Annotated in this window: 18 protein-coding genes and 1 riboswitch; of the genes, 10 read left to right on the forward strand and 8 right to left on the reverse strand. The window is 64.6% G+C overall.

Annotated features, from left to right (window positions below; genetic code table 11):
- Positions 1-19: 19 nt before the first annotated feature.
- From VOM14_RS09920 to VOM14_RS09930, 3 genes are read left to right on the forward strand one after another with little or no spacing between them, the layout of a single operon-like run.
- Positions 20-925 carry an ABC transporter permease gene (locus VOM14_RS09920; RefSeq protein ID WP_327628612.1) on the forward strand — a complete coding sequence of 302 codons (906 nt, stop codon included), beginning with the start codon at positions 20-22 and terminating at the stop codon, positions 923-925.
- Positions 922-1,974, forward strand: a complete 1,053-nt coding sequence (locus VOM14_RS09925) for an ABC transporter ATP-binding protein (protein ID WP_327628519.1) — start codon at positions 922-924, stop codon at positions 1,972-1,974. Before VOM14_RS09920 ends, VOM14_RS09925 begins: the two co-directional genes overlap by 4 nt.
- 47 nt (positions 1,975-2,021) lie before the next feature.
- On the forward strand, positions 2,022-2,849 hold the full coding sequence (locus VOM14_RS09930) for a phosphodiesterase (RefSeq protein ID WP_327628520.1): 828 nt from the start codon (positions 2,022-2,024) through the stop codon (positions 2,847-2,849).
- A 16-nt stretch (positions 2,850-2,865) separates the two neighbouring features.
- On the opposite strand, the gene VOM14_RS09935 is transcribed toward VOM14_RS09930, so the two are convergent.
- On the reverse strand, positions 2,866-3,363 hold the full coding sequence (locus VOM14_RS09935) for a DUF2569 domain-containing protein (RefSeq protein ID WP_327628521.1): 498 nt from the start codon (positions 3,361-3,363) through the stop codon (positions 2,866-2,868).
- Positions 3,364-3,589: 226 nt separating this feature from the next.
- On the opposite strand from VOM14_RS09935, the gene VOM14_RS09940 reads away from it, so the two are divergent.
- Entirely contained in the window at positions 3,590-4,786 is a 1,197-nt protein-coding gene (locus VOM14_RS09940) for an MFS transporter (RefSeq protein WP_327628522.1), read from the forward strand.
- Positions 4,787-4,797: 11 nt separating this feature from the next.
- Here the strand turns inward: VOM14_RS09940 and VOM14_RS09945 are convergent, their stop codons facing one another.
- From VOM14_RS09945 to VOM14_RS09965, 5 genes are all read right to left on the reverse strand, one after another.
- A complete protein-coding gene (locus tag VOM14_RS09945; protein ID WP_327628523.1) occupies positions 4,798-5,226 on the reverse strand; it encodes a response regulator in 429 nt (142 codons plus the stop codon).
- A gap of 20 nt (positions 5,227-5,246) precedes the next feature.
- Positions 5,247-5,879: a response regulator gene (locus VOM14_RS09950; RefSeq protein ID WP_042322477.1), complete on the reverse strand. Its 633-nt coding sequence runs from the start codon at positions 5,877-5,879 to the stop codon at positions 5,247-5,249.
- A 172-nt stretch (positions 5,880-6,051) separates the two neighbouring features.
- The gene (locus tag VOM14_RS09955; protein WP_327628524.1) at positions 6,052-6,624 is read right to left on the reverse strand and encodes a ferritin-like domain-containing protein; all 573 of its coding nucleotides are present in this window, start codon (positions 6,622-6,624) and stop codon (positions 6,052-6,054) included.
- 128 nt (positions 6,625-6,752) lie between these two features.
- Complete coding sequence (locus tag VOM14_RS09960) at positions 6,753-6,914, reverse strand: DUF1328 domain-containing protein (protein ID WP_006052455.1); 162 nt, start codon at positions 6,912-6,914, stop codon at positions 6,753-6,755.
- Between the two features lie 123 nt (positions 6,915-7,037).
- Positions 7,038-7,214 (reverse strand): DUF1328 domain-containing protein, encoded by a 177-nt coding sequence (locus VOM14_RS09965; RefSeq protein WP_327628525.1) that lies wholly within the window; start codon positions 7,212-7,214, stop codon positions 7,038-7,040.
- Between the two features lie 197 nt (positions 7,215-7,411).
- On the opposite strand from VOM14_RS09965, the gene VOM14_RS09970 reads away from it, so the two are divergent.
- Positions 7,412-8,914, forward strand: coding sequence for a sensor histidine kinase (locus VOM14_RS09970; protein WP_442955528.1), 1,503 nt, complete (start codon positions 7,412-7,414; stop codon positions 8,912-8,914).
- Between the two features lie 199 nt (positions 8,915-9,113).
- Positions 9,114-9,248: an entericidin A/B family lipoprotein gene (locus tag VOM14_RS09975; RefSeq protein ID WP_327628526.1), complete on the forward strand. Its 135-nt coding sequence runs from the start codon at positions 9,114-9,116 to the stop codon at positions 9,246-9,248.
- A 394-nt stretch (positions 9,249-9,642) separates the two neighbouring features.
- Here the strand turns inward: VOM14_RS09975 and VOM14_RS09980 are convergent, their stop codons facing one another.
- Positions 9,643-10,440, reverse strand: a complete 798-nt coding sequence (locus VOM14_RS09980; protein WP_327628527.1) for a DUF4397 domain-containing protein — start codon at positions 10,438-10,440, stop codon at positions 9,643-9,645.
- A 361-nt stretch (positions 10,441-10,801) separates the two neighbouring features.
- Here VOM14_RS09980 and VOM14_RS09985 point away from each other — a divergent pair, with 361 nt between their 5' ends.
- Positions 10,802-12,853, forward strand: coding sequence for an NADPH-dependent 2,4-dienoyl-CoA reductase (locus VOM14_RS09985; RefSeq protein ID WP_327628528.1), 2,052 nt, complete (start codon positions 10,802-10,804; stop codon positions 12,851-12,853).
- Between the two features lie 94 nt (positions 12,854-12,947).
- On the opposite strand, the gene VOM14_RS09990 is transcribed toward VOM14_RS09985, so the two are convergent.
- A complete protein-coding gene (locus VOM14_RS09990; RefSeq protein WP_327628529.1) occupies positions 12,948-13,877 on the reverse strand; it encodes an EamA family transporter in 930 nt (309 codons plus the stop codon).
- Between the two features lie 932 nt (positions 13,878-14,809).
- On the opposite strand from VOM14_RS09990, the gene rnk reads away from it, so the two are divergent.
- The 3 genes from rnk to VOM14_RS10005 all read left to right on the forward strand — a co-directional run bounded on the left by rnk (position 14,810) and on the right by VOM14_RS10005 (position 17,944).
- Entirely contained in the window at positions 14,810-15,220 is a 411-nt protein-coding gene (rnk, locus tag VOM14_RS09995) for a nucleoside diphosphate kinase regulator (RefSeq protein ID WP_327628530.1), read from the forward strand.
- A gap of 98 nt (positions 15,221-15,318) precedes the next feature.
- Positions 15,319-15,437, forward strand: a riboswitch (TPP riboswitch).
- A gap of 139 nt (positions 15,438-15,576) precedes the next feature.
- Complete coding sequence (gene thiC / locus VOM14_RS10000; protein ID WP_327628531.1) at positions 15,577-17,508, forward strand: phosphomethylpyrimidine synthase ThiC; 1,932 nt, start codon at positions 15,577-15,579, stop codon at positions 17,506-17,508.
- A gap of 223 nt (positions 17,509-17,731) precedes the next feature.
- Positions 17,732-17,944: a glycine zipper 2TM domain-containing protein gene (locus VOM14_RS10005; RefSeq protein WP_327628532.1), complete on the forward strand. Its 213-nt coding sequence runs from the start codon at positions 17,732-17,734 to the stop codon at positions 17,942-17,944.
- Positions 17,945-17,970: the final 26 nt, after the last annotated feature.

The raw sequence follows: 17,970 nt of genomic DNA on the forward strand, positions 1-17,970 counted from the left end.
CCCGAAACAGAACCTCCCGATGAATTCCATCGCTGTGCCTACTCCTCCCGCGGCCCGTCCGCGCCCACGCCTTCGCATGCCGGATGCGAGAACATGGCTCGCGGCGGGCCAGTGGCTCGTCACGCTGCTGCTGTGCGCGTTCCTGATCGTGCCGGTCGTGATGTCGATTCTCGCCGGGCTCACGGTCAATTACTTCAAGGGCGTGTCCAGCGGATTCACGCTGCGCTGGCTCGGCGAAGTGTGGACGCAATATCACGGCTCGGTGCTGCTCTCGCTCGAAGTCGCGGCGGCCACGCTCTTCGTCACGCTGCTGACCGGCGTGCCCGCGGGCTATGTGCTCGCGCGCAGCAAGACGCGGCTCTCGCGCATCATCGAGGAATTTCTCGTGCTGCCGATCGCGTTGCCCGGTCTCGCGTCCGCGCTGGCGCTGCTCGTGGTGTATGGCGGCTTCACGATGTTTCGCATGAGCGTGGCGTTTATTGTCGTCGGGCATGTGGTGTTCACGCTGCCGTTCATGGTGCGCGCGGTCGCCGCGATTTGCGCGAGCAACGACTTGCGCACGCTCGAAGAAGGCGCGGCGAGTCTCGGCGCGAGCTTCATGCAGCGCTTCTTGACGATCGTGTTGCCCAACGCGAGGCCGGGCATCGTGGCGGGCGCGCTCGCGGTGCTGACGCTTTCCATCGGCGAATTCAATCTCACGTGGATGCTGCACACGCCCGATACGAAGACGCTGCCGGTCGGTCTCGCCGACACGTATGCGTCGTTGCGCATCGAGCTCGGCAGCGCGTACACGATTCTCTTTTTCATCATGACGATGCCGCTGCTCGTCGCAATGCAATGGCTCGGCGTCGATGCGACCGGCCAGCGCAGCGCGGCGAAAAAGCGCGCCGACGTTTCTGTTTCGAAAGCCATCACGACGCCATGAAACCCGCTTCTGCACCTGTCTCCGTTCCCATCGCGCTGTCGCAATGCGCGAAAACGTATCGCGGCACACGCGTGCTCGAACCGCTCGATCTGCATATCGCGGCCGGCGAGACCGTCGTGCTGCTCGGCCCGTCCGGTTGCGGCAAGACCACCACGCTGCGCATGATCGCGGGGCTCGAAACGCCCGACGCGGGCGGCCGCATCGCGTTCGGCGACGAGGACGTGACCGCGTTGCCTATCGAAAAACGTCAGGTCGGCATGGTGTTCCAGAGCTATGCGCTGTTTCCGAATCTGAGCGTGCGCGGCAACATCGGTTATGGATTGAAGATCAGGCGCGTGCCGGCGCGAACCGCACGGCAACGCGTCGACGGCTTGCTCGACATGATGCGTCTGTCCGCCCACGCCGACAAACCGATCGATCAGCTTTCCGGCGGCCAGCGTCAACGTGTGGCGCTTGCGCGCGCGCTGGCCGTCGAGCCGCGCGTGCTGCTGCTCGACGAACCGCTCACCGCGCTCGACGCGCGTTTGCGCGACGCCCTGCGCAGCGAGATGAACGCGCTGCTGCGCGAACTCGGCATCACCACGGTCTACGTGACGCACGATCAGGCCGAAGCGATGGAACTCGGCGACCGCATCGTGGTGATGAGCGCGGGACGCATCGAGCAGATCGGCGCGCCGCGCGACATCTACTATCGGCCCGCGAATCGCACGGTCGCGCAGTTCGTCGGCACGATCAACCGCGTGGCCGGCGAGTGCCGCGACGGCATGCTGAACACCACCGGCGGCGCGGTGCCGCTGCCTTCGGCGCACGCGGCCTCGGCCCGCGAAATCTTCTTTCGCCCCGAAGATGCGTTCCTTGCCGATCCCGCCGACGCGCAATTGCGCGGACACATCGAAAACAGCGCGTTTCTCGGCGAGCGCACGCGTCTCACGATTAGCGGCGCGGCGCCCGACGCGTTGTTCGTCGACGTCGCGGGCCGCGTCGCTTTGGCGCGCGGCACGCCGGTCGGCATCTCGATCGGGCAGGACGCGCTGATCGCGCTATCGTAATGAAGCCGCGCCCTTCGCGGGCGCGCTGGAAAACAAGGACATTCCCCATGCTGCTGGCTCAAATTAGCGACCTGCATATCAAGCGGCCCGGCGCGCTCGCGTATCGCCGCGTCGATACCGCAGCGTATCTCGAACGCTGCGTCGCCGCGTTGAATGCGCTCGATCCTCGTCCGGACGCGGTGATCATGACGGGCGATCTCGTCGATCAGGGCGATCCGGAGCAATACGAACATCTGAAGACGCTGCTCGCGCCGCTCGAGATTCCGTACTTGCTGCTGGTCGGCAATCACGACGACCGCGCGGCGTTGCGCGCCGCGTTTCCCGATCACGCGGAGTTGCAGCACGGCGGCGAGTTCGTGCACTACGCGGTCGATGTCGGCGCGCTGCGCGTGATCGCGCTCGATTCGCTGGTGCCGGGCCAAAGCGCCGGCACGCTGTGCGACGCGCGGCTCGCCTGGCTCGCGGCGCAACTCGATGCGGCCAATGGCAAGCCGGCCGTGGTCGCGCTGCATCATCCGCCGTTTGCCTGCGGTATCGGGCATATGGACGCATTGCGGCTCGATGCTGCCGCGGCCAGCAAACTCGCTGCGTTGATCGCGCGTTATCCGAATGTGGAGCGCGTGATTTGCGGACACGTGCATCGTCCGATGTTCGTGCGCTTTGGCGGCACGATCGCTTGCGCCGTGCCGGCCACCGCGCACCAGGTCGCGCTCGACATTCGCAGCGACGCGCCGTCCGCGTTCATGATGGAGCCGCCCGCGTATGCGCTGCATTACTACGAGCGCGCGGCGGGCATGGTCACGCATCACGCGTATGTCGATGTCGCCGAGGGCCCGTATCCGTTCTACGAACCCGAAGGCGCGCTGATCGACTGAACGGGTTCGCCTCGACTCACGTGTTGACGAAGGTCTGACGCACGCGCCGCGATACCTTGAAATACGGTATCCCGAGCGCGGCCGCGATGACGGCCTGGAGCAAACCGTCGAACGGAATGGCGATGTCGATACCGATCGCATGCGTCATGTAATCGCCGAGCAGATACGCGCCGGCGCGCATCGCGAGAATCGCGCCGAGCCATGCCTGCATGTGAGCCGGAAAGCGCGCCGACTTGCGCCACGCGAGCAGCGCGAACCATCCCACGCCAGCCAGAATGAAGACTCCGGCAATCGCGTCGAATCCGACCATCGCGATCACCGCGCGATACCAGCCGTGCGTTTCGCGGCGCGCGAACACGGCCAGCAGTTCCCATTCGAGCATCGTTTCGAGCGGATCGCGCAGCGCGATCGCGGTGACAATCGCCCAGGCAGCGAGGCAGATCAGCGCGACGAGCAGGCTCCCGCCGATTCGCCTCGGCTGGCGCGTCTTCGAATGAGTCGTGGGGTTGTTCATGGAATCGCGCGAGTGGGCCGTGGTTCGAAAAAACAGCGCGCCGATTCTACGAAGGCGAGCCCAGCAAATCTCGCATTTTTGTCAAAAGCGCCCAAAGCAAGGGATGTCCGCGCGTCAGCACGATTCGTGTCGCTCCGGTATGATCGGCACGCTTGAGGATCGCGCCTGGGCCGGTCCGCTTCCTGCCCGCTTCCGGTCCGCTTCCTGCCCGCTTCCCGTTCACTTCATGTCCACTTCCGACGCCTCCGCTTCCGCCAACCCGTCATTGCGCGGCCTGTTGCTTCTGCTCGCCACCATCGCGGGCGTCGCGGTCGCGAACATCTACTACAACCAGCCGCTGCTCGACAACTTACGGCAGTCGTTTCCCGCGAGCGCGTCGTGGGTCGGCGTGGTGCCGGCGGTCACGCAACTCGGCTACGCGGGCGGCATGCTGCTGCTCGCGCCGCTCGGCGACCGCTTCGACCGGCGCGCGCTGATCCTGTTGCAGGTGGCCTGCATGGGCGTCGCGCTCGTCGTCGCTGCCGCCGCTCCCACGCTGCCGGTGCTGGTGGCCGCGAGTCTCGCGATCGGCGTGCTCGCCACCATCGCGCAACAGGCGGTGCCGTTCGCGGCCGAAATCGCGCCGCCGTCGGAACGCGGCCACGCGGTCGGCACGGTGATGAGCGGTCTGCTGCTCGGCATTCTGCTCGCGCGAACGGCGTCGGGGCTCGTCGCGCAATACTTCGGCTGGCGCGCGGTGTTCGGGGCTTCCGTGCTCGCGTTGCTCGCGCTCGCGGTCGTCATTGTTTTGCGTTTGCCGAAGAGCAAGCCCACTTCCACGCTGCCCTACGGCAAGCTGCTCGTGTCGATGTGGCATCTGTTGATCGAGCATCGCGCGCTGCGTGAAGCGTCGCTGACGGGCGCCGCGATGTTCGGCGCATTCAGCATCTTCTGGTCGGTGCTCGCGTTGTTGCTGGCCGGCGCGCCGTTTCATCTCGGGCCGCAGGCAGCGGGACTGTTCGGCATCGTCGGGGCGGCGGGCGCGCTCGCCGCCCCGCTCGCGGGCAAGTTCGCGGACCGGCGCGGACCGCGCGCGGTCATCACGCTTTCCATCGTGCTCGTGGCGATTTCGTTTGCGGTGTTCGGCGTGTCGGCGAAGAGCATCGTGGGACTCGTGATCGGCGTGATCATTCTCGACGTCGGCGTGCAGGCCGCGCAGATTTCCAATCAGTCGCGCATCTATGCACTGAAGCCCGAAGCGCGCAGCCGCGTGAATACCGTGTACATGGTCGCGTATTTCATCGGCGGAGCGCTTGGCTCGGGGGTCGGCGCGGCCGTGTGGCCGGTGTTCGGATGGGTCGGCGTGAGCGTCGCGGGGTTGCTGTTTGCGGGCTTCGCAGCATGGAACCACCTGACGCGACAAGCGCGTATCGCGAAGGATTGAGCGCGCGGCGCTCAGCCGCTGCTTCGCGCGAATGCGTACTCGTGCAGCGCGTCGATCACGCGATCGAACTCGAACGACTTGTCGTAGAAGTGGCGCACGCCATACTGCTCGCAGCGCGCGCGATACGCAGGCAACGCGTGATTGGTCAGCACCGCCGCGAACACGGCGTCGATCAGACCTTCGCGCTGCAAGTAGGCCAGAACGGGCACGCCCGAGCCCTGCTTCAATTGAAGATCGACGATCACCGCGTCGAACGCCTCGCCGCTCAGCAGCGCGATGGCCTCGTCGGCGGAATCGGCATAAGCGGCCACGCGCAGCGAACCCGATGCGTCGATCGCTTCCACCAGACTGCGGCGGATCAGCGGCGAGTCTTCGATAAGCAGCACGCGCAACGGCGCGTGGCTGGCTGACTCGGCAACGGTGTTCGATTCGCTGTTCATCGGGATCTCTCGATCGTCCATTATTCGATCAAACCATTCTTGATCGCGTAATAAGTCAGATCGGCATTGTTCGCCAACCGCATCTTTTCGAGCACGCGAGCCCGGTATGTGCTCACCGTCTTCACGGACAAATGCAGCTCCTCGGCAATCTGCGTGGGAATCTGTCCCGCCGCCAGCTTGCAAAAAATCTGAAACTCGCGCTCGGACAGCGCTTCGTGCGGCCGCCCCGCCGCCGGCTTGTCGAGATTGTCGGCCAACGTGTCGGCCACGGCCTCCGACAGATAGCGATGGCCGCGCGCCACCGCGCGAATCGCGCGCACGATTTCGTCGGGTTCGCAATCCTTGTTCAGATAGCCGTTCGCGCCCGCGCGCAGCAGGTTGATCGCATACTGGCTCTCCGGATAGCCGGAGAGAATCAGCACGCCCTGCTCGGGGCGCACCTGCTTGATCACGCGCAGCGTGTCGATGCCGTTCTTGTCGGGCATCGCGATGTCGAGCAGCACGACGTCGAATGCCTGCTCGCGCACGAGGCTGATGGTTTCGTCGCCGGTCGCGGCTTCCGCCGCGACGCACATATCCGGCTCGTCGGCGACGAACTGTCTGAAACCGCCTCTGACGATCGCATGGTCGTCAGCTATCAACACTCGAATCATCGGCTTGGTGTCCGTACGATGGAATCGCTCCAAAGCAGACATTGTAATGACGTCCGGCCGCGCTCCGAACATGGAGCGGCCGGACTCCCGTGATGCCCGCGCCATCACGTGCACGCGGTTTGCGCCGGAATTGCACGCGGGTTGCGACGCGGCTTCCGGCGCGATGACCGATTTACTCGCGGCCCTGGAGCAGATCGGCCATATCGTCCGCATGCTCTTCCTCGACCGCGAGAATCTCCTCGAAGAGACGCCGCGTCGTGACATCCTTTTCGCCGAGATAGCGGACGATCTCGCGATACGTGTCGATGGCAATGCGCTCGGCCACCAGGTTTTCGCGGATCATGTCCGTGAGGTTCTCGCCTTCCTTGTACTCGGAATGCGCGCGCGTCTTCAGGCCGTCCGGCGCAAAATCCGGCTCGCCGCCCAACTGCACGATGCGCTCCGCGATGCGGTCGGCATGCTCCTGTTCTTCGGCGGCGTGCTCGGCGAATTCCGTCGCGACGGCTTCCGAATTGATGCCCTTTGCCATGAAGTAATGCCGCTTGTAGCGCAGCGTGCAGACGATCTCCGTCGCGAGCGCGTCGTTGAGCAGCTTCACCACCGTCTCGCGGTCCGCGCCGTAGGTTTGCGTGACGGGACCATCCGACATGTGCTTGCGGGCGTCGGCGCGGATCTTCTGAACATCGAGCACGAACGAGCCGGCCGATTGAGATGCCGCGCCCTTGGCGCCAGGTGTGTTCGCCATTGAATTTCTCCTTTCTCCGTATGGGGGGATGCGCGCATCGCGCAATCTGCTCGCGCGATGCGTCGCCAGGGTCAGGTCGTATAAGTCACTTCGTGTCAGTCACTGCGTTGATGCGATTCATGTCGGGTCTAGGTTCGGAACACGCCAAGCAGCAGCGTGACCACGAACACGACGAGGAAAATGTAGAACAGTATCTTCGCGATTTCAGCCGCGCCCGCCGCGATTCCAGTGAAACCGAACACCGCGGCAATGATGGCGATGACAAAAAAGACGATGGCATAGTGAAGCATGGCGATTCTCCTTCTTGTTGGTATCCGCGTGGATTTCCGTACTGCATGGCCCTGTATCGGCCGGCAAGTCGAGGCCGCTTTGCGTGGCGTCCGCTTCAGACGCCCTGCCGATGCAAAGCGCCGCTAATCGACCATTTTCTTCGTCACCACGAAGCCGAGCACGAGAAACACCACGCACAGAATCACAAACACGACAAACAGGAACTTCGCAATCGCCGCCGCGCCCGCGGCCACGCCGGTAAACCCAAGAAGGCCGGCGATCACCGCGATGACGGCGAAGAACAACGCCCACTTCAGCATGATGGCTTCCTCCTTCAATGTGATTGAACGGTCAGGTTCATCGTATCCACCGGCGGCGCGGCGCGCATTCCGACGCACGCCGGTTTTCGTGTGAGAATCCGCTTACATTGGATTACGGCAGCGTTACGCCGCGCCTCGTCGCCGCGCGCGGAACGGGCGGCGGACGTTACACTGATTGCTCATCCGGGGAGTCGAACGTGTCGAACGTGCAGAACGCACCGCATGTGCAGAACGAGGTGCAAAGCGAGGCGCAGAACGCAGCGCAAAACACAGCGCAAAAGCCGGGCGCCACGGCCCGCCTGAGCGCCTGGATGCGCAGCCGCAGCTGGGCCATCGCGATGACCGTGGCGATCGTGATTACCGTCGGCGGCCTCGTCATTCTGGAAACCGCGCGCGAGCGCATCGCCGCCGAATATGAAACGGCGCTGGAAGCACGCGACGTCACCGTGCAACTGAGCACGCTCGCGAGCCAGTTATCGCGTTTGAGCGCGCAGCAAAGCGACTTTCTTCTGACGAAGCGCGACGGCGCCGCGCGCGACTACTGCGCGAGCGCGGCCGCCATCCGCGAGAGCGAAAAGCCGCTCGAACGCTTTTACAGCAGCGCCAACGCCGACGGCGCCGAACTCGCGAGCTTCACGCAGATCCGCGCGCTGATCGAAGCGCGGATCGGCACGGGCGCCGCCGCGTTGCAGCGCGCCGCGACGCATCCCCTCGACCTCGCGGCATGTGGCAGCACGAGCGCCGAAGAAGCGGCGGACGCCTCGCTCGTCGACAGCACGCTGAGCCTTCTGCGCGACAACGAAGAACGGCGCGCCCAGCACGCGCTCGCCGCAAGCCGCGCCGATCAGCGCATTTCGACGCTGTGCGCGGCCGGCCTCTCGGCGCTCAACATCGTGCTGTTCATTCTGCTGTTTCGCAATCTCGGCATTCAGATCGACAGGCAGGCGCGCGTGCAACGTCAATTGATCACCCAGCAGGAAGAACTCGATCAGCTCGTCAACGAACGCACACGTCAGCTTGAGGCGCTCGGCTGGCACTTGCAGGCCGTCAGCGAAAACGAAAAGACGCAGCTCGCGCGCGAATTGCACGACGAGCTTGGCGCGATCCTCACCGCGAGCAAGATGGATGTGGCGTGGGCAAACCGCAAGCTGAAGGACAGCGAGCCCGACATCTCCGAGAAATTGAAACGCGCGCTCGCCAATCTGGACCAGGGCATTGCGCTCAAGCGGCGCATCATCGAAGACATGCGGCCTACCGTACTCGCGAATTTCGGTCTCGTCACGGCCCTGCGCACGCTCGCCGACGAAGCCGCGCAGCGCAACAACTGGACGCTCGACCTGCAGCTTCCCGCCGACGACATTCAACTCGACGAGCAAACCGAAATCGCGCTCTTTCGCGTGGCGCAGGAGTCGCTCACGAATGCCGCGAAATACGCGCGCGCGTCGCAGGTGTCGATCGGTTTGCAGATCGGCGACGGCCACGTGACGCTCGACATCGCCGACAACGGCGTGGGCATCATGCCGGCCGACCTCAAGCGCACGCACACGCATGGGCTGCTCGGCATGCGCCAGCGCGTCGCCGCGCATGGCGGGCGGTTCGACATTCGCCGCGGCGTGCCGAAGGGCACCGACATCCACGTCGTGATGCCGAGCATGCCGAACGTGACGAGTACCGGCGCGCCCGCGCGAACGCCGTTGTAGGAGTGCGCCGACGCAAACACCGGAGCACGCCTACAAGAAAATCGCAGCGCAACCGACAGCGCGGCATGCGCCCTTTTTTTACCATGCAATCAGACCGGACAGATTGGCGCAAGCCACGGTCGGCAGCTAGCGCAGTCGCTAGCGCGTGCCGCGCAGGATGGGCACGTCAACCGATACCTTCTCGACAAGGAGAACTTCCATGAATCGACTGATCGCTTTGCTTCTTATTGCAGGCACGGCTGCGCTCGCCGGCTGCAACACGATGGCAGGTGCCGGCCAGGACATCTCGAAGGGTGGCCACGCCATTACCAACTCGGCCGAACAGGCGAAGTAATCGCAACCGTCTGAAGGCCGCGCGCCATGGCGGCGCATGGCCGAAGCCCATGTCGAAGCCCGCCGCGGGAAACCGCGGCGGGCTTTTTGCTGGATGCCGCAGCCCGTGCTTGCCGTGCTTGCCGTGCTTGCCGTGCTTGCCGTGCTTGCCGTGCTTGCCGTGCTTGCCGTGCTTGCCGTGCTTGCCGTGCTTGCCGTGCTTGCCGTGCTTGCCGTGCTTGCCGTGCTTGCCGCGATTGCCGTGCTTGCACGCGCTCCGTGCTTGCGCGTGAGAGCGATGCCGATGCATGCGCACAAACAAAGCGGCGACCCACTTGCGTGGATCGCCGCCCCGTCCTCCCCAGGACTCGCCGTTATCCGCGTGCGCTGCTGTGCGCGCGCGCTTCGTCGCGAGCTTATACGCCCGTCAGCGTGTTCGACAATTCGGTAGTCGGCGTGGTCGTATTGCCGTTCTGCACGATCAAGAGATGAATCTGGCCCGGAGCAAGCGTGCTCGCCGCGCCGCCGAACGGCACCGACGTGATCAGCCAGTCCGCATTGTTCGACAGCGAGAACGACTGCGACTGGTAGATCGGCGTCTTGCTGCCCGCGACCGTCGCGATCAGCACGTACTGGCCGCCTGAGACATAGATGGAATCCTGGCCGCTTGCCGGCACCGCGTTCTTGAACGACAGCGCAGGAATCGTGGGAGACGTGCTGCTGATATTCGTGTTGCTGGCCTGAACCAGATAGAGGTCGAGATTCTGCGCGTTGCTCGACGCGTTGAAGCCGCGCACGCGCGCGCTATTGGACAGCAGGCCCTTGTCGAACGGATCGTCGATCAGGCCGATGTCCGGCGCGGTCGTGCCCGGCAACGCGATCACCGTATATTCGTGGCCTTTCGCGACGTTCGGGAAATTGCCGCTCGCGAGCGCGGTCGTCGTGCCGGTCGCCGCATACGCCACATTGGTCGAGCCGGTGTTGATGTTCGTGAAGTTCGTCGCACCTTTATACGAGACATTCGTCTGTCCCGACGGCGCGCTGCCGTTCACGAGAAAATCCACGGCGGGCCCGCTCGGAATCGCATGCACGAAATGGATCTCGGGGTTGGTCAGCCCGAGTTCCTTGCCTACGTCGCTGGAGCCGCCGCCGCCGCACGCGCCGAGCACGGATGCGGCGGCCATCATGGCCGCCATGGTTCGGATCAGTTTCATGCTGTTCACCTTTCTCGATGTCGGGCCGCCGCCCATTCATATGCGGGCGCCCGCTTCGGCCATCGCGCCATCTGAAACCTTGTTGGTTGATCGTTAAAGCGGTTTCAGTCCGACTCTCCGAAGCGCAGCATTCCCTCCTGTCCCTGCACGCATCGCCCCTGTTTTCAGGGCGCCGCGCGGTCCATGCGGATGGACGCTCGCAATCAGCAATGGGTGTGCCGCGATCATCGAATTGGCTTATCGGGCCAGCACAATGTCTTACGCCGCAACGTTCCGGCGTTTTAGAAGCATTCTTCGGACGGCGGGCACGAATGCGCGGTGTATCGTTCGTGCGCATCCCATACTTACAAGGGCGGCCTGTATGTCTTACCAACACTTACTTGCCGAACTCGATCTGGGCTTCACGCGGCTCGCGAATCGCGTCGTGATGGGGTCCATGCATACGGGCATGGAAGACCGCTTCTGGAATTACCCGAAGCTGGCCACGTATTTCCGCGAGCGCGCGAAGGGCGGCGTGGGACTCATCATCACCGGCGGCATTTCGCCGAATCGCGAAGGATGGCTGCTGCCGTTCGGCGGCACGCTCAACTCGATGCTCGATCTGCGCAACCATCGGCGGCTGACGCAGGCGGTTCACGAGGAAGGCGGCAAGATCGCGTTGCAGATCCTGCATGCGGGACGCTATGGCTATCAGCCGTTCGTCGTGTCGGCTTCCGCGTTGAAGTCACCGATCTCGAAGTTCAAGCCGCGTGCGTTGAGCATAGCCGGCATTGCGCGGACCGTGCGCGACTTCGCGCGCTGCGCGAAGCTTGCCCAGCGCGCGGGCTATGACGGCGTCGAGATCATGGGCAGCGAAGGCTATCTGCTCAACCAGTTTCTCTGCCCGCGCACCAACCGGCGCACGGACGGCTATGGCGGCAGCATCGAAAACCGTATGCGGATTGCGCGCGAGATCGTCGAACGCGTGCGCGAGGCGTGCGGCGAGCGCTTTATCGTGGTGTACCGGCTCTCGCTGATCGACCTCGTGGAAGGCGGCAATACCTGGGATGAAACCGTGCAGGTCGCGCAAGCGCTCGAACGCGCGGGCGTGACGATGTTCAACACGGGAATCGGCTGGCATGAAGCGCGCGTGCCGACCATCGTCACCTCGGTGCCGCGCGCCGCGTTTGCCGAATTGAGCGCGCGGCTCAAGCGCGCCGTGAAGGTGCCGGTGATCGTCTCGAACCGCATCAATACGCCGGAGGTCGCTGAAGCCTTGCTCGCCGACGGCGCGGGCGATCTGGTTTCGATGGCGAGGCCGCTACTCGCCGATCCCGAGTTCGTGCGCAAAACCGCCGAAGGACGCGCGCACGAAATCAACACCTGCATCGCGTGCAACCAGGCCTGTCTCGATCACACGTTCAGGAATCAGCGCGCGACATGCCTCGTCAATCCGCGCGCGGGACGGGAAACCGAACTGCTGTACCGGCCGCTCGCGGGCTCGCGAGCCGTGCGCGCGATCGCGGTGGTCGGCGCGGGGCCGGCGGGATTGTCGGCGGCGACGGTGGCGGCGTCGCGCGGGCATCGCGTGACGCTGTTCGATGCGGCCGCAACGATCGGCGGCCAGTTCAATCTGGCCATGCGCGTGCCGGGCAAGGAAGAATTCGGCGAGACGATCCGCTATTTCCGGAGCCAGCTTGAGCGGCATGGCGTGGACGTGCGGCTCGGCACGCGCGTCGATCCCGAGCTGCTCGCCGCCGGACATTTCGACGACATCGTGATCGCGACCGGCATCGTGCCGCGTCGGCCGGCTATTGCAGGCATCGACGCAACCAATGTTCTGTCTTACGTGGATGTGCTGCGCGGCGCGCCGGTCGGACGCCGCGTCGCGGTAATCGGCGCGGGCGGCATCGGCTTCGACGTCAGCGAATTCCTGCTGCATCGGGCGGGCGAGCCACTGCCGGTGCCGCGCGATGCGTGGCTGGACGAATGGGGCGTCGATCTCGCCGTGCGCGAACGCGGCGGCCTGAAGCCGGCCGCGCCGGCCACGCCGCCTCGACAGATCTGGCTGTTGCAGCGTAAGCCCGGCAGGCCTGGCGCGGGGCTCGGCAAGACGTCGGGATGGGTGCATCGCGCGACGCTCGCGAGAAACGGCGTCACGATGCTGGCCGGCGTCACGTACCTGGAAATCGGCGCGCGCGGTCTGAAGATCGCGCATGACGGCGCCGAGCAATGGCTGGAGGTGGACAACATCGTCGTGTGCGCGGGGCAGGAATCGCTGCGCGATCTGCATCCGCGCGAAGCGGACCAATCAGGCGCTGCGAGCACTTCGGGCAGCCCGCGTTATCACGTGATCGGCGGGGCGGCGCTCGCCAACGAACTGGATGCGAAGCGCGCGATCCGCGAGGGCGCGGAACTGGCAGCGCGGCTTTGAGGTTGGGAGCTTTGAGGCTTTGAGGCTTTGAGGCTTTGAGGCTTTGGCGCTGTGAGGCTGGGAGCCTTGAAGCTCCGCCGCACCGCGCCACGCCTCAGACGCGCCCCTTCTTGCGATGGTCGAGCCAGAACGACAAGCCCACGCTGAGCAGAATCACAACCGTCGCGATCACCGTGGAATGCGTGACCGGCTCGCCCAGCAACAACGCGCCGAGCGCCACCGCCACGACCGGATTCACGTACATGCAGCTGCTCGCAATGATCGGGCTCGTGTGGCGGATCAGGAAACCGTACGCGACATAAGCGGTCATCGTGCCGATCAGCATCAGGTAGATGAACGCCAGCATCGGCAGGAAATGGATGTCGAGCATCCGTTCGCCGGAGACCCACGCGACAATAGTCGACATCGCGCCGCCGAGACCGATCTGCAGCGATGTCGATAGAAAGAGGTCCGACGGCAGTTTCAGGCGACTCGCCAGATGCGCGCCGCCCGCCCAGAAAAGCGCGCCGCATAGAATCGCGAGACTGCCGCCCGCCGATCCCGGCGCGCTGTCGCCGTGGCTCAGAATCGCAATGCCGACGAGCCCGAGCCCGACCGCGAACCACTCGCCCTTGCCGATCTTGCGCCCCGCCACCACCGCGATCACGGTCGCGAAAAGCGGCACGGTGGCGACCATCACCGCGGCCGTGCCGGTGCCGACCGTGCGCATGCCGTACGCGAGCATGCCGCTCGACAAGCCGACCAGCATCGTGCCGACGAGTCCGGCATTGCGGATCTCAGCCGCGCTCGGCCAGACGGGATCGCGGCGCGCCGCGAAGACGAACAGCCCGACGCCCGCGAACAGGTTGCGCAAGCCGGACATCAGCAAAGGCGGAAACGAGCCGAGCGCGACGTGCACCGCGAGATAAGTCGAGCCCCACACGAGATAGACGACGCCGAGCGCGAGCGCGATCTGTCCGTTGCGCGACCGCGGCAAACGGATCGGGAAACCACGCGAAAAACGGCTTGAGAATTCCTGCGACATGCCTCAACCCACCCACGCCGTTCGTGGGGCCCGCTGTGGGGACGGCGGACACCGCATCGGCGATGCGGTCTGACGGGCGAGGCTGGCGGACATGATGGTGGAGCGAAGGACGAGGGTTGGCTAACGGAGAAAGCCAGAATCAGACTGCAACGCCGCGGCGGTCGAATCGACCTGCGGCTGACACGCGCCGACTGCCGGACGCGCATCGCATTATGCAGTAAGCGCCCACCGCGCCAGGCGAAAGAATCGTAACTTTTGGTGCGGTTGCAACACAAACGCCGGCGAACCGCGCATTCGCTTTTTGCCCCAATTCTTCGCATTGACATCGGCGCAAGACGTGGCGATGAAGCGGCGCAAAGCGGCCGGCGAACGGCGCGGGTTCGTCGGAATTGGCGAGCTTCTTTTGCAGGGCGCCGAGCCGGTCGTGACGGCCCGACGCGGCTTTTTCCGGCACACGCGCCCGACACACACACGACACACGCCCCACCCACGCGACGTTCGCCCAGCGCGCGGGCCAGCGGAAGACGCCGTGCTACCATGTCCGTATCCATCCGCGCTGCTCTGCTCGCCTCATCCGTTTCGCCGGGCACAGCGCGCGCCGCTCACGTTCCGTCCATCACTGCCTGCCGCCCGATGCGTTTCTCGAGTTCACGTGCCCTCGCCCGCTTGCGCCCTCGCCGCGCAGCCGCCCGCGCGCGCGTGCAGTTCGCGCCGCGATCGGCCGGCGCGACGTCGCGAACGCTTCCGCCAAGAACGCTTCCGCTCCCCGCCGCCCGGCGCCCCATCTGACGCAGTTCGCTCGTTGCCCGCAGCCGCGTCGTCCCCTCAGGGGATTTCTCGGGACGCCGGGCCGATCACATCCGCACGCGCTGCCGCGCAGCTTTCCCACCACCTTCCGCTGATTGATTGCAGATCGAACTGGAGTATCCGCCGTGAAAAGGACCAAGCAGTGTTTCCTCACCGAACTCGACGTCGCCCGTCTTGAGAAGCATGCCGCCGCGCCGGGCGCCGACGCGCGCTTGCAGGACATGCTCGACGACGTGCTGGAACGCGCCGTGATCGTGGACTCGCGCGAGATCCCGGCCAACGTGGTGACGATGAATTCGCAGGCCACGCTCGTCGACGAAAAGAGCGGCGAGCAGATGACCTGGACCGTCGTCTATCCGACCGACGCCGACTTTGCGCACGGCCGCCTGAATGTGTTTTCGCCGGTCGGCCTCGCGCTGCTCGGCGCGAAACGCGGCGAGCAGATTCGCTTCACGCCGCCGAGCGGCGACGAAAAAGTGCTGAAGCTCGAGAAAATCCTGTATCAACCCGAAGCCGCCGACGATTTCACGCTGTAAGCCAACCCGCAGCGCCCTGTAAGGCGCCCGGCCGGGAGGGACGGATGCTCGGGCGCAAACCGGTTGCCAAGCTGCGGCTGCCCAGGGTATCGTGTGCGCTGCTAACGCGGGGGTCCTGCGTAGCACGGGGGTTGGAGGTCCGTGCCGCGTGGGTGAGAAATACCCTTTGAACCTGATCTGGATAATGCCAGCGCAGGGAAGCGTACGGATTTCGCACTCCAGCTCCACCGCCTCACCTCTCGCGACTTCCGACCACTTCCATCTCGTCTCCTGCTTAGCCGCCCCACATTGCTTGCTTTGCATGGGACCGGCGTCTCGCATTGAAATGCGAACTCCGGTCGACACAGGAGATACGCATGAACGCCAATCCAAAATTCATTTCCGCCGACGCCCACGTCGATGAAGCCGCGGTCGCACCGCTGCCGAACTCCCGCAAGATCTATGTGACAGGCTCGCGGCCCGACATCCGCGTGCCGATGCGCGAAATCACCCAGGCCGATACGCCTGACAGCTTCGGCGGCGAAAAGAATCCGCCGGTGTATGTCTACGATACGTCGGGCCCGTACTCCGATCCCGAAGCGAAGATCGACATCCGCGCCGGCTTGCCCGCGCTGCGTCAGCGCTGGATCGAGGAACGCGGCGACACCGAAGCGCTCGCCGGCCTCACGAGCGACTACGGCCGCGAGCGCGCCGCCGACGCCGCCACCGCCGAGCTGCGCTTCCAGGGCCTGCATCGCACGCCGCGCCGCGCGATCGCCGGCAAGAACGTCTCGCAGATGCACTACGCGAAGCAAGGCATCATCACGCCGGAAATGGAATACATCGCGATTCGCGAGAACCAGCGCCGCGCCGAGTATCTGGAGAGCCTCAAGACGAGCGGCCCGAACGGCGAGAAGCTCGCCGCGATGATGGGCCGCCAGCATCCGGGCCAGGCATTCGGCGCGAGCGCGTTCGGTCCGAACGGGCTCACCGAAATCACGCCTGAATTCGTGCGCGAGGAAGTCGCGCGCGGCCGCGCGATCATTCCGAACAACATCAATCACCCGGAAAGCGAGCCGATGATCATCGGCCGGAACTTCCTCGTGAAGGTCAACGCGAACATCGGCAATTCGGCGGTGACGTCGTCGATCGGCGAGGAAGTCGACAAGATGACGTGGGCGATCCGCTGGGGCGGCGACACGGTGATGGACCTCTCGACCGGCAAGCACATCCACGAAACGCGCGAGTGGATCATCCGCAATTCGCCGGTGCCGATCGGCACGGTGCCGATCTATCAGGCGCTCGAAAAGGTCAACGGTAAGGCCGAAGACCTGACGTGGGAAATTTTCCGCGACACGCTGATCGAACAGGCCGAACAGGGCGTCGACTACTTCACGATCCATGCGGGCGTGCGCCTGCAATATGTGCCGCTCACCGCGAAGCGCATGACCGGCATCGTGTCGCGCGGCGGCTCGATCATGGCGAAGTGGTGTCTCGCGCATCACAAGGAAAGCTTCCTGTACGAGCATTTCGAAGACATCTGCGAAATCATGAAGGCGTATGACGTGGCCTTCTCGCTCGGCGACGGCCTGCGCCCCGGCTCGATCTACGACGCGAACGACGAAGCGCAACTCGGCGAACTGAAAACGCTCGGCGAACTCACGCAGATCGCATGGAAGCACGACGTGCAGACGATGATCGAAGGCCCCGGCCACGTGCCGATGCAATTGATCAAGGAGAACATGGACCTGCAACTGGAATGGTGCGACGAAGCGCCGTTCTACACGCTCGGGCCGCTCACCACCGATATCGCGCCGGGCTACGACCACATTACGTCGGGCATCGGTGCTGCGATGATTGGCTGGTTCGGCACGGCCATGCTCTGCTACGTCACGCCGAAGGAACACCTCGGCTTGCCGAACAAGGACGACGTGAAGACCGGCATCATCACGTACAAGCTCGCCGCGCACGCCGCCGATCTGGCGAAGGGCCATCCGGGCGCGCAGGTGCGTGACAATGCACTGTCGAAAGCGCGCTTCGAATTCCGCTGGGAAGACCAGTTCAACCTCGGTCTCGACCCGGACAAGGCGCGCGAATTCCACGACGAAACGCTGCCGAAGGACTCGGCGAAAGTCGCGCATTTCTGCTCGATGTGCGGCCCGCATTTCTGCTCGATGAAGATTACGCAGGACGTGCGCGAGTTCGCCGCGCAACAAGGCGTCACCGACGACGAAGCGCTGAAGAAAGGCATGGAAGTGAAGTCGATCGAGTTCATGAAGAAAGGCGCCGAGATTTATCAGCGGCAGTAACACGCGCCAAATTGCCTGCAAGTGAAAAGCCCGCCACGCGCGGGCTTTTTTTCGTGCTGCGGCCAGGCACGCGGCATGCTGCGCGCAGGGAAACATTTGATTACGAAACCGTCAATCTGCTGACAACCTCATACATCTCGAAACCCGTTGCGGCGATAAGATCAATTGCATTACAACGCAAAACGACAGGCGGCTTCCAGTCACAACCGAGGGAGGGAGCATCATGAAATCCATTCGCAAAATGGGTGCGCTTGCAGTCATCGTGGCGGTCGTCGCCAGCCTTTCCGCCTGCGACGGCATGACGAGGCGGCAACGCGACACCGCCATCGGCGCAGGTGTCGGCGGTGCGGCGGGCGCGGTGATCGGCGGCAACGCACTGTCCACACTTGGCGGCGCGGCTGCGGGCGGCATCATCGGCAATCAGGTTGGGAAGTAAGCGGGGACATAAGCGGTGAAATAAGC

The organism is Paraburkholderia sp. MPAMCS5, assembly GCF_036016995.1.
In the GTDB taxonomy this organism is placed as follows: domain Bacteria; phylum Pseudomonadota; class Gammaproteobacteria; order Burkholderiales; family Burkholderiaceae; genus Paraburkholderia.

What these genes read in the sequence shown, in the direction of transcription:
- VOM14_RS09920 (WP_327628612.1), top strand. Translation starts at nt 20, where the DNA reads ATGAATTCCATCGCTGTGCCTACTCCTCCCGCGGCCCGTCCGCGCCCA.
- VOM14_RS09925 (WP_327628519.1), top strand. Translation starts at nt 922, where the DNA reads ATGAAACCCGCTTCTGCACCTGTCTCCGTTCCCATCGCGCTGTCGCAA.
- VOM14_RS09930 (WP_327628520.1), top strand. Translation starts at nt 2,022, where the DNA reads ATGCTGCTGGCTCAAATTAGCGACCTGCATATCAAGCGGCCCGGCGCG.
- VOM14_RS09935 (WP_327628521.1), bottom strand. Translation starts at nt 3,363, where the DNA reads ATGAACAACCCCACGACTCATTCGAAGACGCGCCAGCCGAGGCGAATC.
- VOM14_RS09940 (WP_327628522.1), top strand. Translation starts at nt 3,590, where the DNA reads ATGTCCACTTCCGACGCCTCCGCTTCCGCCAACCCGTCATTGCGCGGC.
- VOM14_RS09945 (WP_327628523.1), bottom strand. Translation starts at nt 5,226, where the DNA reads ATGAACAGCGAATCGAACACCGTTGCCGAGTCAGCCAGCCACGCGCCG.
- VOM14_RS09950 (WP_042322477.1), bottom strand. Translation starts at nt 5,879, where the DNA reads ATGATTCGAGTGTTGATAGCTGACGACCATGCGATCGTCAGAGGCGGT.
- VOM14_RS09955 (WP_327628524.1), bottom strand. Translation starts at nt 6,624, where the DNA reads ATGGCGAACACACCTGGCGCCAAGGGCGCGGCATCTCAATCGGCCGGC.
- VOM14_RS09960 (WP_006052455.1), bottom strand. Translation starts at nt 6,914, where the DNA reads ATGCTTCACTATGCCATCGTCTTTTTTGTCATCGCCATCATTGCCGCG.
- VOM14_RS09965 (WP_327628525.1), bottom strand. Translation starts at nt 7,214, where the DNA reads ATGCTGAAGTGGGCGTTGTTCTTCGCCGTCATCGCGGTGATCGCCGGC.
- VOM14_RS09975 (WP_327628526.1), top strand. Translation starts at nt 9,114, where the DNA reads ATGAATCGACTGATCGCTTTGCTTCTTATTGCAGGCACGGCTGCGCTC.
- VOM14_RS09980 (WP_327628527.1), bottom strand. Translation starts at nt 10,440, where the DNA reads ATGAAACTGATCCGAACCATGGCGGCCATGATGGCCGCCGCATCCGTG.
- VOM14_RS09985 (WP_327628528.1), top strand. Translation starts at nt 10,802, where the DNA reads ATGTCTTACCAACACTTACTTGCCGAACTCGATCTGGGCTTCACGCGG.
- VOM14_RS09990 (WP_327628529.1), bottom strand. Translation starts at nt 13,877, where the DNA reads ATGTCGCAGGAATTCTCAAGCCGTTTTTCGCGTGGTTTCCCGATCCGT.
- thiC (WP_327628531.1), top strand. Translation starts at nt 15,577, where the DNA reads ATGAACGCCAATCCAAAATTCATTTCCGCCGACGCCCACGTCGATGAA.
- VOM14_RS10005 (WP_327628532.1), top strand. Translation starts at nt 17,732, where the DNA reads ATGAAATCCATTCGCAAAATGGGTGCGCTTGCAGTCATCGTGGCGGTC.